The organism is Falsiroseomonas oryzae, from assembly GCF_027856955.1.
GTDB lineage: Bacteria > Pseudomonadota > Alphaproteobacteria > Acetobacterales > Acetobacteraceae > Falsiroseomonas > Falsiroseomonas oryzae.
The window spans coordinates 1-13,686 of record NZ_JAPSMD010000115.1 but is presented as its reverse complement, the minus strand read 5'-3'; the positions used below and the strand labels follow the sequence as shown (position 1 = coordinate 13,686).

At 71.9% G+C, this 13,686-nt stretch carries 13 protein-coding genes; 11 read left to right on the top strand and 2 right to left on the bottom strand.

The features are described 5' to 3' along the window. On the top strand, positions 1 to 604 hold a 604-nt coding region (locus OZN99_RS13330; RefSeq protein ID WP_270935734.1), incomplete at its 5' end, for a thiamine pyrophosphate-dependent enzyme. A gap of 87 nt (positions 605 to 691) precedes the next feature. Here OZN99_RS13330 and OZN99_RS13325 read toward each other — a convergent pair. Beyond that, positions 692 to 2,281 carry an ABC transporter substrate-binding protein gene (locus tag OZN99_RS13325; RefSeq protein WP_270935733.1) on the bottom strand — a complete coding sequence of 530 codons (1,590 nt, stop codon included), beginning with the start codon at positions 2,279 to 2,281 and terminating at the stop codon, positions 692 to 694. Positions 2,282 to 2,431: 150 nt separating this feature from the next. Here OZN99_RS13325 and OZN99_RS13320 point away from each other — a divergent pair, with 150 nt between their 5' ends. Genes OZN99_RS13320 through OZN99_RS13275 form a run of 10 tightly spaced genes read left to right on the top strand, consistent with a single transcriptional unit; the run spans position 2,432 to position 12,846 of the window. Then, entirely contained in the window at positions 2,432 to 4,057 is a 1,626-nt protein-coding gene (locus OZN99_RS13320) for an amidohydrolase (protein ID WP_270935732.1), read from the top strand. Further along, positions 4,057 to 4,998, top strand: coding sequence for an ABC transporter permease (locus tag OZN99_RS13315; RefSeq protein WP_270935731.1), 942 nt, complete (start codon positions 4,057 to 4,059; stop codon positions 4,996 to 4,998). Before OZN99_RS13320 ends, OZN99_RS13315 begins: the two co-directional genes overlap by 1 nt. Further along, positions 4,995 to 5,858 (top strand): ABC transporter permease, encoded by an 864-nt coding sequence (locus OZN99_RS13310; protein WP_270935730.1) that lies wholly within the window; start codon positions 4,995 to 4,997, stop codon positions 5,856 to 5,858. Before OZN99_RS13315 ends, OZN99_RS13310 begins: the two co-directional genes overlap by 4 nt. Before the next feature lie 35 nt (positions 5,859 to 5,893). Next, positions 5,894 to 7,498, top strand: a complete 1,605-nt coding sequence (locus tag OZN99_RS13305) for an ABC transporter substrate-binding protein (RefSeq protein ID WP_270935729.1) — start codon at positions 5,894 to 5,896, stop codon at positions 7,496 to 7,498. Continuing rightward, a complete protein-coding gene (locus OZN99_RS13300; protein ID WP_270935728.1) occupies positions 7,498 to 7,890 on the top strand; it encodes a VOC family protein in 393 nt (130 codons plus the stop codon). The genes OZN99_RS13305 and OZN99_RS13300 overlap by 1 nt, the downstream gene beginning before the upstream one ends. Next, positions 7,887 to 9,317 carry an amidohydrolase family protein gene (locus OZN99_RS13295; RefSeq protein ID WP_270935727.1) on the top strand — a complete coding sequence of 477 codons (1,431 nt, stop codon included), beginning with the start codon at positions 7,887 to 7,889 and terminating at the stop codon, positions 9,315 to 9,317. Before OZN99_RS13300 ends, OZN99_RS13295 begins: the two co-directional genes overlap by 4 nt. Positions 9,318 to 9,372: 55 nt before the next feature. Then, positions 9,373 to 10,374, top strand: a complete 1,002-nt coding sequence (locus OZN99_RS13290; protein WP_270935726.1) for an ABC transporter ATP-binding protein — start codon at positions 9,373 to 9,375, stop codon at positions 10,372 to 10,374. Beyond that, on the top strand, positions 10,371 to 11,444 hold the full coding sequence (locus OZN99_RS13285) for an ABC transporter ATP-binding protein (RefSeq protein WP_270935725.1): 1,074 nt from the start codon (positions 10,371 to 10,373) through the stop codon (positions 11,442 to 11,444). Before OZN99_RS13290 ends, OZN99_RS13285 begins: the two co-directional genes overlap by 4 nt. A gap of 32 nt (positions 11,445 to 11,476) precedes the next feature. After that, positions 11,477 to 11,623, top strand: coding sequence for a glutathione S-transferase N-terminal domain-containing protein (locus tag OZN99_RS13280; protein ID WP_270935724.1), 147 nt, complete (start codon positions 11,477 to 11,479; stop codon positions 11,621 to 11,623). A 53-nt stretch (positions 11,624 to 11,676) separates the two neighbouring features. Then, a complete protein-coding gene (locus tag OZN99_RS13275; RefSeq protein ID WP_270935723.1) occupies positions 11,677 to 12,846 on the top strand; it encodes an iron-containing alcohol dehydrogenase in 1,170 nt (389 codons plus the stop codon). Positions 12,847 to 12,852: 6 nt separating this feature from the next. Here the strand turns inward: OZN99_RS13275 and OZN99_RS13270 are convergent. Beyond that, a partial coding sequence (locus tag OZN99_RS13270; protein ID WP_270935722.1) for an EAL domain-containing protein occupies positions 12,853 to 13,686 on the bottom strand: 834 nt, incomplete at its 5' end.

The window sequence follows — 13,686 nt, the reverse complement described above, 5'->3', positions numbered from 1 at the left end:
GCTCGCCGCGACCCTGCCGGGAGCACGCCTCGCGGGGCGCAGCGCCCCCCGCGCCGCGCGACATCCGCCAGTGCGTGGCGCGCTCTCGCCGCCGGCGCTGGCGCGGGTCCTCGCCGCCTCGCTGCCGGACGGCGCGGTACTCGTCTCCACCGCCCTCACCGCCAGCCTCGCCTACGCCGAGGCGATGCACCTCGCCCCGCCGCACACCGTGCTGGGGCTGACCGGGGGCGGGTTGGACCAGGGGCCGGCGCTGGCGGTCGGCGCCGCTATCGCCTGCCCGGGACGCAAGGTGGTGAACCTGCTTGGCGATGGCAGCGCGGCCTATCTGCCGCAGGCCTTCTGGACCCAGGCACGGGAATCCCTCGGCATCGTGACGCTGATCGTCGCCAATCGCCGCTACGCGCTGCTGCGCCGGGAGGAGCCGGCGGCCGGCGGCGTCGCCGACCGCCTGACGCGGCTTGAGGACCCCGCGGTCGACTGGTGCGCCGTGGCGCGCGGATTCGGCGTGCCGGCGTGCCGCGTGGACACCGCCGAGGACCTCTCGGCCGCGTTGCACCGCTCCCTCGATGCCACCGGTCCCGTCGTGATCGAGGCGCTTCTGTGAGACGGCGGCCGACCCTGGCGAGCCCGAGCCAGCGATGCTCGCCCCGGCATGCTTGCGTCCGGTGCGCGCATCCCGGGCGATCGCATGCTACCGCTTGGTCACTCCCCAGAAGACCGGGATGGTCGTGGGACGCAGCCCCTCGACGTTGGCGCGGTGCGCCGCGAGCGTTCGGAACTGGCCGGCGTTGATGTAGGGCAGCACCTCGTAGGCGCGGGCGTGCACGCGGTGCAGGACCTCCTGCCGCTTCGCCGGGTCGTTCTCCTCCCACCAGCTGCGGCGCAGGTCCTCCAGCTGCTGGTCGCAAGGCCAGCCCGTCAGGCCGCCTTCGCAGGGGCTGGCCAGGTAGAGGTTGGTCAGCGGGTTCTGGCCGTCGAGCACGTTCGCGACCGTGACGAACAGGCTCCAGCCGCCCTGGTCCACACCCTCGCGCCGGTTGCGCCGCTGCGTCACGGTTGCCCAGTCCATGCTGGGTACGTCCATGTTCAGCCCGGCGCGACGGAAGCTCTCCGCCATGACCAGCGTGGCCGCGTTGTTGATCGGGCTGTCGGCAGCGTTGAGGAAGACGACGCGCTGGTTGGCATACCCGGCCTCCCGCAGCAGGGTGCGGGCGCGATCCAGGTCGGCGTTACGCAGCCCCTGCGCGCCGGCGCTGCTTTCCAGCGGCGTGCCGCAGAAGAAGAAGGCGGGGCAGTACGGCACCTGCTCCGATGCGCGGTTGCCGATGCCCTGCAGCACCTCCTGCTGGTTGACCAGGTGCAGCAGCGCCTGGCGCGCCGCGGGATGGTTGAAGGGCGGCTGGGTGTGGTTGATCCGCAGCCACACCATGAAGCCCACCGGATTGAGCGCGAAGGTGCGGATGTTGCGGTTGCGCTCCAGCGTCGGGATCAGGTCGGGTGAGGGCTGCTCGATGAAGTCGATCTCGCCCGCCTGCAGCGCCGCCGCGGCGGTGGCGGGATCGGGCATGGCCACCCATTCGATGCGCTCGAGCATCGCGACCTTGCCGCCGGCCAGGCCATCCGCCGGTTCCTGCCGCGGGCGGTAGTTGGGGTTGCGCGCATAGACCGCGCGTTCGCCGGCGCGCCACTGGCTCGCCTGGAACACGAAGGGCCCACTGCCTGTCGCATCCGTGATCGCGGTGGCGGCGGGCGTCTGCGCGATGCGTTCCGGCATCACGAACAGCGCGCTGGCGGTCGGGCGGGCCAGCGCCTCCGTCACCAGGGCGAAGGGGCGCGCGAGGCGGATGGTGAAGCTCCGCTCGTCCACCACCTCCATCGAGGCCGTCGCCGCCGCCAGCGCGCGCCCGACGATGTCGCGCTGCGCCCAGCGGCGGATCGAGGCGACGGCATCCGCCGCGCGCACGGGCTGCCCGTCATGGAAGGCCAGGCCCTCGCGCAGTGTGAAGCGATGCTCCAGGCCGTCGGCACTGACCGTGTGGCGGTCCACCATCTGCGGCCGCGCGACGCCCTGGCTGTCGAAGGCGAAGAGCTGATCGTAGACGAGGAAGCCGTGGTTGCGCACGAAGGCCGCCGTGGACTGCACGGGATCCAGGCTCGCCAGGTCATTGATCAGCACGATCCGCAGCGTGGAGGATGCCGGGGCCTGCGCCGTCGCTGCCGTCGCCCCGAGGCCGAGCGCCGCCGCCGCGGCCAGCCCCAGCCATCGCCTGCCCAAAGCCATGGCACCTGTCCTTCCACCTTGCCGCTTCCATGATGCGGGCAGCGCCGCCAGGCGCGCAACGGCGGCGGACGGCGGGTTGACGCTCGCAGCGCCGGGCGTGACAGTCGCGTAACCTCGAACCGCTGAAGCAGAGGGCGCATCGCCGGGCATATGCAGCAGGATCTGATCTTCACGGGCGGGCGCGTGTTCCGGGGCCTCACGGGCGGGTTCGCCGAGGCGATCGCGCTGCGCGGCGGCCGCGTGCTCGCGGTGGGCAGCGCGGAGGAAGTGGCTGCCGCCGCGCCCGGCGCGCGCCGCATCGACCTGGACGGCCGCGTGGCGATCCCGGCCTTCAACGAGGCGCATATGCACCTGTTGCCCTATGGGCTGGGGCTCGCGCAGGTGAACCTGCGCGCCGAGGAGGTGCGCAGCCTGGACGAGGTGCTGCGCCGCATCCGCGCCGCGGCGCAGGCCGCGCCCAAGGGTGCCTGGGTTCTGGGCCGCGGCTATGACCATGGCGAGCTGGACGTCGCGCGCCATCCGACGGCGGCGGAGCTGGACGCCGCGGCGCCCGAGAACCCCGTCTTCATCGTGCGCACCTGCGGGCACATGGGCGTCGCGAACACGGCGGCGCTGCGGGCCGCCGGCGTCGGCCACAACACGCCCGACCCCGAGGGCGGCGTGATCGAGCGGCGCGGCGGCGCGCTGACCGGCCTGTTCCAGGAACGCGCGATGCGACTGGTGCGCGACGTGATCCCAGCGCCGGACGAGGCCGCGCTGGTGGCGGGCATCGAGCGCGCCTGCGCGCATCTCGCCAGCCTCGGCTTCGCCAGCGCGACCGACATGAATGTCGGCATGATCGCCGGCATGGCGGAGGTCGCGGCCTATGACGCCGCGAAGTCGGCGGGTCGCCTCACGCTGCGCATGTGGCAGGTGCTGGCCGGCAACCCCGAGGGCATCGCCCAGGCCGCGTGGGAGGCCGGGCTGCGCCCGAGTGCCGGCGACGACCTGCTGCGCTGGGGCGCGGTGAAGGTCTTCGCGGACGGCTCGGCCGGCGGACTCACCGCGGCCTTCTTCGAGCCGTATCTCGCCGGCGCCGGCGGCGGCACCGGCGTCTTCACCTTCCCCGACGAGAAGATCCACGCGCTGCTGAAGCTGTATCACGAACAGGGCTGGCAGCTGGACATCCACGCCATTGGCGACGCGGCAATCGAGCAGGTGCTGACGGGGATGGAAGCGGCGGACAGCGCCGTGCATCCCTTCGCCGGCCGCCGCCACCGCATCGAGCACTGCGGCTTCGTCACCCGCGACCAGATGCGCCGCATGAAGGCGCGCGGCATCCTGCCTGTGCCGCAACCCGTCTTCATGTACGAGTTCGGCGACCTCTACATCCGCAACCTCGGCCGCGCGCGCAGCGAGCACGCCTACCCGATGCGGACGTGGCTGGAGGACGGGCACCACCCCGCCGCCAGTTCCGACTGCCCGGTGTCGACGGTGGATCCCTTCGTCAACCTCTTCACCATGGTCACGCGGAAGACCAACCGGGGCACGATCATGGGCCCGGAGGAGGCGCTGAGCGTCGAGCAGGCGATCCACTGCCAGACCTGGTGCGGCGCCTACACGCAATTCGCCGAGGATCGGCGCGGCACGCTGGAACCCGGCATGCTGGCCGACCTCGCCGTGCTGTCGCGCGACGTCTTCGCCGCGGAGCCCGAGCAGATCCTGCGCGACACGCGCTGCGATCTCACGCTGCGTGGCGGCGTGCCCATCTTCGACCGCCATGGGGCTCTGAGCTGATGCTGCGCCACGCCGCCCAGCGCCTGGCGATGGCCGTGCCGGTGATGTTCGGCGTGCTGCTGGTGGGCTTCCTGCTGATGCAGGTCGTGCCGACCGATCCGGCGGTGGTGCGGGCGGGACCGACCGCGAGCGCCGAGGTGGTCGATGCCATCCGCCGCGACCTTGGCCTCGACCAGCCTCTCTGGGTGCAGTTCGGCCTGTATATCTGGCGGCTGGCGCAGGGCGACCTCGGCGTCTCTATCATCAACAACGTCCCGGTCGCGCAGGAACTCGGCGCGACCATCGGCCCGACGCTGGAGCTGATGGCGGCGAGCCTGGTCTGGTCCATCCCGCTCGGCATTGGCATGGGCACCGTCGCGGCCTATTGGCGCGGGTCGCTGCTGGACCGCGTGGTCATGGCGATCAGCGTCGCCGGCGTGTCGGTGCCCGTCTTCTTCCTGGGCCTCGTGCTGATCTGGTTCGTCGGCTTCCAGTGGCAGTGGCTGCCCTTCACCGGCCGCGCCGGGCCGCTCTGGACCCTCGAGGGGCTGCGCGCCATCGCGCTGCCCGCCATCACGCTGGGCGGCGTCTTCGTCGGCCCGGTCGCACGCATGACGCGCACCGCGGTGCTGGACGTGCTCGGCGCGGAGCATGTGCGCACCGCCCGCGCCAAGGGCCTGCCGGAGCGGCTTGTCGTGCTGCGCCACGCGCTGCGCAACGCGCTGATCCCCGTGGTCACGCTGATTGGCCTCCAGATCGGCTTCCTGCTGGGCGGCGCGGTGGTGACGGAGACCGTCTTCTCCTGGCCCGGCGTCGGGCGGCTGGCGGTGGGTGCCATCACCTCCTCCGACCTGCCGATGGCGCAGGGCACGATCATTGTCCTCTCGCTCGGCTTCATCCTGGTGAACCTGACGGTCGACCTGCTCTACGGCGTGCTCGATCCGCGCGTGAGGGCCGGATGAGCGCGACCGCCGCCGAGATCGCCGTCCCGCAGCGCCCCTCCGCGCTGCGGCTGCTGCTGCGCGAGCCGGCGGCGGCGGCGTCGCTCGCGCTGGTGATGCTGGCCGCGCTGGCCGCGGTCTTCGCGCCGCTGCTCGCGCCGCACGATCCGTTCGAGACGAACCTCGTCGCCATCATGCAGCCGCCCGGCGGCGAGTACCTGCTGGGCACGGACGGGCAGGGCAGGGACATGCTCTCCCGCATGCTGTTCGGGCTGCGCATCACGCTCGGCATGGGCGCGCTCTCGCTCGTCTTCGGCACCGCGGTCGGCGTGGCGGTCGGCTTCGCCGCGGCCTACTACCGCCGGCTGGACGGGCTGCTGATGCGGCTGATGGACATCCTGCTGTCCTTCCCGGCCATCCTGTTCGGCCTGGCCATCGCGGCGATCTTCGGGCCGGGGATCACCGCTGTCGTCATCGCGCTGTCCGTCGCGACGGTGCCGCTGATGGCGCGGATCGCCCGCAGCTCCGCCCTGGTCGTGCTCGGCCAGGACTACATCGAGGCAGCGCGCGCCCAGGGCATGGGCGATGCGCGCCTGATCCGGCGGCACCTGGCGCCGAACTGCCTCTCGCCCATCCTGGTCTTCGCCACGCTGCGCTTCGGCCAGGTGATCCTGCTGGGCTCCGCGCTGTCCTTCCTCGGCCTCGGTGCCCAGCCGCCGATGGCGGAGCTCGGCGCCATGGCCTCGCAGGGGCGCACCTTCCTGTTCTTCGCGCCGCACATCTCCGTGCTGCCCTGCCTGGTGATCTTCGTCGTCGTGCTGGCCTGCAACGTGCTGGGCGATGCGCTGCGCGACGCGCTCGACCCCAGGCTGCGCATCTGAAGTCCTCGCAAGTGAACGACAAGGGAGAGGCTTTCATGGGCTGGAACATCCTGCGGCGCGGGCTGCTCGGGGCGGTCGCCCTGGCAGGCGCCGCGACGGCGCTGCCCGCGCTGGCACAGGCGCCGCGCAATACCGCGGTCTTCCTGCGCGAGATCGATGCGGACCGCTACGACCTGCACCGCTCCACCGCGCGCGGCGCTGGCGAGGTCGTCACCATGATGACCGACACGCTGGTCACGATGGACTGGGACGGCCGCACCATCCGCCCAGGTCTCGCGGAGCGGTGGGAGGTCTCGCCGGACGGCAGGCTCTACACCTTCCACCTCCGCCGCGACGTCACCTTCTGCGACGGCAAGCCGATGACGGCGGAAGACGTCGTCTTCTCCATCAACCGCTGGATCGCACCCGCCACGCGCAGCCCTGTCGCGTGGCGCGCCGGTCCGGTGAAGGAGATCCGCGCGCGCGACCAGTACACGGTCGAGTACGAGCTGAACGCGCCGTTCAGCGAACTGCTGTCCCAGCTCACCCTGTTCTTCGCCGGCATCATCGACCGCGCCACGGTGGAACGGCTGGGCGACAATTTCGGGGCGCAGGGCTTCAACGGCACCGGTCCCTTCTGCTGGGTCAGCTGGACGCCGCGCAGCGAACTGGTGCTGCAGCGGCACCCGAACTACCGCTGGGGCTCCCCCATCTTCGAGAACCGCGGCCCCGCGCATGTGGAGCGGATCGTCTGGCGCGTGGTGCCGGAGCCGACCGCGCGCCTCGCCGCCATGCAGACCGGTCAGGGCGACGTGACCCAGTACATCCCGCCCGTCGCGCTGGAAAGCCTGCGCCGCGTGCCGACCGTGACCATCTCCACCCAGCCGAACTACTTCTGGGACTTCTTCATGGGCTTCAAGGTGGACAAGCCCGTGATGAACGATCGCGCGGTGCGGCGCGCCATCCACATGGCGGTTGACCGTCCCGCGCTGACGCGGGCGGTCTGGTTCGGCAGTGCCATCCCGGCGCGCAACATCGTCAACCCGAACACGCTGGACTACGACGCCGAGAGCGAGAACCTGGTGCCCGCCTTCGACCCGGCCGCCGCGCAGCGCACGCTGGACGAGGCCGGCTGGCGCGTCGGGCCCGACGGGATCCGCGTGAAGGACGGCCAGCGCGCCAGCTTCCTGGTCTACGGCATCAACACGCTGGAGAACCAGCGGCAAGGCGAGATCATCCAGCAGGCGCTGCGCCGCGTCGGGCTGGAGATGCGCATCCAGCTCTTCGACGCGACGGTCGCCTGGGGCCGGCTCGCCACGCAGGAATTCGACGCCTTCTTCCTCAGCTATCCCTACTTCTCGGCGGGTGACGCGCTGAACCTCTACTGGCATTCCCGCGCGCGGCCGACGCCGAACCGCATGAACTGGAACAACCCGCAGACCGATGCCTGGCTGGTCGAGGCGCAGACCGCGACGGACCCGCAGGTGCGCGCCCGTGCGCTGGCGAACGTGCAGCGCCAGCTGGCAGAGGAGGCGCCGTGGCTGACCATCGCGCGCGAACAGCTCTTCGTCGCCAGCTCCAACCGCGTGACGGGCGTACGCGCGCACGGCCTCTACGGCATCGGGGTCTACAAGGGCCTCGACATCCGCGTGGTGCGCTAGTGCTCGATCATCTCGGCTTCGCCGTCGCCGATTTCCCGCGCAGCCGCGGCTTCTACGCCGCGGCACTCGCGCCGCTCGGCATGGCGGTTCATTCGGAGGGCAACGGCTGGGCCATGTTCGGCCCCGCCGGGCGGCCGCTGCTCTGGATCGGCGGCCCGGACGTGGCGGGCCGCCCGCCAGGGCACATCCACTACGCGTTCGCCGCCGCCGACCGCGAGTCGGTGAACGCCTTCCACGCCGCCGCCCTGACGGCGGGCGGCCACGACAATGGCGGGCCGGGCATCCGGCCACAGTACCACGCCAACTACTACGCTGCCTTCGTCATCGATCCGGACGGCCACAACATCGAAGCGGTGTGCCACGCGCCCGGCGCACCGGAGGACCAGACATGACCACCGTCATCCGCAACGCCGAGCTCGTCGTCGCCTGGGACGCCGGGGCGAAGCAGCACATCTACCTGCCCGATGCGGACGTCGCCTTCGAAGGCGGCGCGCTCAGCTTCGTCGGCCGCGGCTATGCCGGCCCGGCAGAGGAGGAGATCAGCGGGCGCGGGCTGATGGTCATGCCCGGCCTGGTCAACATCCACTCCCACCCGTCCAGCGAGCCGCTGAACAAGGGCCTGATCGACGAGATCGGCAGCCCCGGCCTCTACAACTCCTCGCTCTACGAGTTCATGCCGATCTTCCGCGCCGATGCGGAGGCCGTGCCGCATTGCGTGCGCGTCGCGCTGTCGGAGCTTCTTCTCTCCGGCGTCACCACCGTCGCCGACCTCTCCATGGCTCATCCCGGCTGGCTCGACCTGCTGGCGGAATCGGGGCTGCGCGTCTGCATCGCGCCGATGTTCCGCTCGGCGCGCTGGTACACGAAGAACGGCCATGTCGTGGAGTACGAGTGGGACGAGGCCGCCGGCGAGAAGGCGATGGCCGAGGCGCTCTCGCTGATCGAGCGCGCCGAGCAGCACGAATGCGGCCGGCTCTTCGGCATGGTCGTGCCGGCGCAGATCGACACCTGCACCGACACGCTGCTGAAGGAGAGCTTCCAGGAGGCCGGCAAGCGCGGCGTGTCCTGGCAGATTCATGCCGCGCAGTCGGTCGTGGAGTTCCATGAGATCACCCGCCGCCACGGCAGGACGCCGATCGGCTGGCTGGACAGCATGGGCCTTCTCTCGGACCGCTCCATCATCGGCCACGGCATCTTCCTGGACGACCATCCTTCCACGAAGTGGTGGACCGACACCGACATGAAGCGCCTGGCGGAGACCGGCACGACCGTGGCGCATTGCCCGACCGTCTTCGCCCGGCGCGGCATCACGCTGAAGCATTTCGGCCGCTACAAGCGGGCCGGCGTGAACATGGGCCTCGGCACCGACACCTACCCGCACAACATGCTCGACGAGATGCGCCTGGTCGCCTATCTCGCGCGCACCCAGGCCAACGATCCCCGCAGCATGACGACGACGGAGCTGTTCGACGCGGCGACCATCGGCGGCGCGAAGGCGCTGGGGCGCGGCGACATCGGGCGGCTCGCAGCGGGCTGCCGCGCCGACTTCGTGCTGGTGGACGTCACGCACCCGATGATGCGCCCGGCGCGCGACCCTGTGCGTAGCCTGGTCTATGCGGCGGGCGACCGCGCGGTGAAGGACGTCTTCGTGGATGGCCGCAAGGTGGTGGCCGACGGCGAGGTGGTGACCATGGACTACCGCAAGGCCGCCGCCGAACTGCACGAGGCGCAGAAGCGCGTCATCGCCAAGGCGCCCGCGCAGGACTGGGCGCATCGCCCGGTCGATGTCTCCTCGCCGCCCACCTTCCGCTGGTCGTGACCCATGCGATGACCGCAGGGCGCAGGCGAAGCCCGGCACCGGAGGTCTGAATCGCATGGGCGACGAATCGCCGCTTCTGAAGATCGAGGGCCTGCGTACGGTCTTCCGCACCTCGGTCGGCGAGATCGCCGCGGTGGATGGCGTGGACCTGGCGGTGCCGCGCGGCCGTACCCTCGGCATCGTCGGTGAGAGCGGCTGCGGCAAGTCCATGCTGAGCCTCTCCGTCATGCGCCTGGTGCCGCCGCCGGGGCGCATCGCGTCCGGCCGCGTGCTGCTGGAAGGGCGCGACCTGCTGACGCTCGCGCCGGCGGAGATGCGCGACGTGCGCGGCAGCCGCGTGGCGATGATCTTCCAGGAGCCGATGACCAGCCTGAACCCGGTGCATCCGGTCGGTCGGCAGATCACCGAGGCGATGCGCGCGCATGACAAGCGAGCCTCCGCGCGCGAGCTGCGCGACCGCGCCATCGAGGCGCTGCGGCGCGTGCGCATCCCGGCGCCCGAGCGCCGCTTCGACGACTACCCGCACCAGCTCTCGGGCGGCATGCGCCAGCGCGTGATGATCGCGATGGCGCTGGCCTGCCGGCCCGCGCTGCTGATCGCCGACGAGCCGACCACCGCGCTCGACGTCACCGTGCAGGCGCAGATCCTGGACCTGCTCCGCGAGCTGCAGGCGGAGACGGGCATGTCCATCGTGCTCATCACGCACGACCTCGGCGTGGTGGCCGAGATGGCCGACGAGGTCGCGGTCATGTACGCAGGCAAGGTGGTGGAGCGCGCCGCCGCGGTGGAGATCTTCGCCAGCCCGCAGCATCCCTATACGCTCGGCCTGCTCGGCTCCATCCCGCGCCTCGACGAGGACCGGGAGAGGCTGCTGGCGATCGAGGGCGCGGTGCCGCCGCCCTTCGCGCTGCCCAAGGGCTGCCGCTTCCACCCGCGCTGCCCCTTCGCGATCGAGACCTGCACCCGCGCGCAGCCGATGCTGGAGGAGGTCGCGCCAGGTCATCTCGCGGCCTGCATCCGCGCGCCGGTGGAGCAGGCTGTGGAACTCGTCGCGTGACGCCGCTGCTCGAGGTGGCGGCGCTCGCCAAGCACTACCCGGTCAAGCAGGGGCTGCTCGGTCGCACGCAGGGCCTGGTCCGCGCGGTGGATGGCGTCTCCTTCGCCATCGCGCGCGGCGAGACGCTGGCGCTGGTGGGCGAGTCCGGCTGCGGGAAGTCCACGACGGCGCGCCTCGTGCTGCGCCTGATCGAGCCCACCGCCGGCACCATCCGCTTCGACGGCGTGGAGGTGGCGGGCGCGGCGGAGCTGCGCGCGCTGCGCCGCCGCGTGCAGGTGGTCTTCCAGGATCCCTATGCCTCGCTCAACCCCCGCCTTCGCGTCGGCGAGACCATCGCCGAGCCGATGGAGGTGCATGGCATCGGCGATGCCGCCAGCCGTACGGCCCGGGTGCAGGAGCTGCTCGGCCTGGTCGGCCTCGCGCCCTTCCACGCGCAGCGTTATCCGCACGAGTTCAGCGGCGGGCAGCGCCAGCGCATCGGCATCGCCCGCGCGCTGTCCGTGCAGCCGGAGCTCGTGGTCTGCGACGAGCCGGTCAGCGCGCTGGATGTCTCGATCCAGGCGCAGGTGGTGAACCTGCTGAAGGACCTGCAGGCGCGCTTCGGATTGTCCTACCTGTTCATCGCCCATGACCTCGCGGTGGTGCGGCACATGGCCGACCGCGTCGCCGTGATGTATCTTGGCCAGATCGTGGAGACAGCGCCGAAGCGCACGCTGTTTGCCGCGCCGCGGCATCCCTATACGCGCGCGCTGCTCTCGGCCATCCCGCATCCCGATCCGGGCCGGCGCGGGCGCGTGGCGCATCTCGGCGGCGACGTGCCGAGCCCGATGAACCCGCCGTCTGGCTGCCGCTTCCATACGCGCTGCCCGCATGCCCAGGACGTCTGCCGCGAGCAGCCCCCGCCCCTGCGCGAGATCGCGCCCGGCCATGCCAGTGCCTGTCATTTCGCCGAGGACCTGCCGCCCTTCGACGCCGCGGAAGGCCAGGGCATCGCGCCCCTCGCCGCGCGCCGCCTCGCGCTCTATGCGGCCGCGAAGCTGCGCCGCAGTGGCGCCGCCGCGCGCGGCTGACGGGAAGGTTTAGCGCCGCGGACCGCGTGGTCATGGACCTCGCCGGCACGCCCGCCCCGTTCCCGGCGATCTCGCCGCTCCGCAGCTGTCCGGTGCTGCGCGTGGGCGGGGAGCCGCTGTTCGAGAGCCCGGTGATCGCCAAGTGTCCCGGCGGGACCATCGCGGAGCGCGCCGGGTAGGCAGGGGCGAGTCCGGGGACTAGCTTCCCCGGAGTCCGGTGAGGGAGGACGTCATGGTGGTGCAGCTCGTGGCCCCGCGGCTGATGCTGATGGGCGGCGGCGCGGTGGCGAAGCTCGGCGAGGTGCTGGCGCAGCTCGGCCTGTCGCGGCCGCTGGTGGTCACGGATCCCTTCATGGTGTCCTCCGGCCTCGTCGAGCATGCGCTGGCGCCTTTGCGCGCCGCCGGCATGGCGCCTGCGGTGTTCTCCGACACGGTGCCCGATCCGACCGATACGGTGATCGAGGCCGGGGTGAAGGCGATGCGCGCCGGCCAGTACGATTGCCTGGTCGGCTTCGGCGGAGGCAGCCCGATGGACACCGCCAAGGCCATGGCGATCCTGGGCGCGGCGCCGCCGGGCACGCATATCCGCGCCTTCAAGGTGCCGGCGGCCGCCAATGCCGCGGCGCTGCCGGTGATCTGTGTGCCGACCACCGCCGGCACCGGCAGCGAGGCGACGCGCTTCACCGTCATCACGGACACCGAGCGCGACGAGAAGATGCTGATCGCCGGCCTCGGCGCGCTGCCGCTGGCAGCCGTGGTGGACCACGAACTGACCTTCGGCCTGCCGCGGCGCATCACCGCCGATACAGGTATCGACAGCCTGACCCACGCGCTGGAGGCCTTCGTGTCCAAGCGCGCCAACCCCGTGGCCGACGACTATGCGCGCAGCGCGATGCGCCTGATCGCACCGAATCTGCGGCGCGTCTGGGCCGACCCGCAGGACGCTGCGGCGCGGGAGGCGATGATGCGCGGCGCCACGCTGGCGGGGCTCGCCTTCTCCAACTCCTCCGTCGCGCTGGTGCATGGCATGTCGCGCCCGGTCGGCGCGCATTTCCACGTGCCGCATGGCATGTCGAACGCCATGCTGCTGCCTGCCGTCACCGCCTTCGGGCTGGAAGCGGGCCGCGCCCGCTACGCGGAGGCGGCGCGCGTGATAGGCGTGGCGACCGAACAGGAGGGCGACCAGTCCGCCTGTGCGAAGCTGGTGGAGGAATTGCGCGCCCTCAACCGCGACCTGGAGGTGCCGACGCCCGCTGCCTATGGCATCGACCGGGCGAAGTGGGACGGGCTGCTGCCCACCATGGCGCAGCAGGCGCTCGCTTCCGGCAGCCCGGGCAACAACCCGCGCGTGCCCGATGCGGAGCAGATCGTGGCGCTGTACCGGGAGACCTACGGCGGATAGCGCGGGCTACCGCTCCGGCAGCGCGGCCGCGCTCCAGGCCGAGACCCAGGCGGGCAGCGCTTCCGGCAGGATCGGGCGGCCCACGCCATAGCCCTGTGCCAGGTCACAGCCCGCCGCGGCGGCGATGCGCCACAGCACCGGGTCGGTCATGCCCTCCGCGATCACCGCACGGCCGACGCGGTGGGCCTCGCGCACCAGGCGCTCCACCTGCGCCCGGGCCCGCCTTTCGCGAGGCAGGGCGGCGATCAGCACGCGGTCCAGCTTCACCCCGGCGAAGGGCAGGTCGGTCAGCGCGTGGCGCACGTCGTCCAGGCCGAGATCGTCGAGCAGTACGCGGAAGCCCGACCGCTCCAGCCGCAGCAGCGCGCGCCGCAGCAGCGCGGTGTCGCGCACCGCCGTGGTCTCGGTCAGCTCCAGCAGCACGTCGTCCGGGCGGAACCGATGCTGCAGCACGATCTCGTGCAGCCGGCTCGGCAGCTCGGGCTGCAGCAGCACGCCGAGCGAGACGTTGAAGGACAGCCGCAGCCCATGCTTCGCGCGCGTCGCCGACAGGTCGGCCATCGCGCGCGTCGCCACCGCCAGGGTCAGCTGCATGGCAAGCCCCGCGCGCTCCGCCATGGCGATGAAGGCGCCGGCACCGAGCGCGGCCTCGGGCCGTTCCCAGCGCGCCAGGGCCTCCACCATGACCGGCCGACGATCAGCCATGCGCACCACCGGCTGGAAGCGCACGGTGATCTCGCCGCGGCCCAGGCCGGCCGCCAGGGCGGCGGCGTCGGTCGCGGGCATGCCGGCCGAGGGTGCGGGCGCCGCCAGCACCTCCGCCAGCCGCGCGCCCTCGGC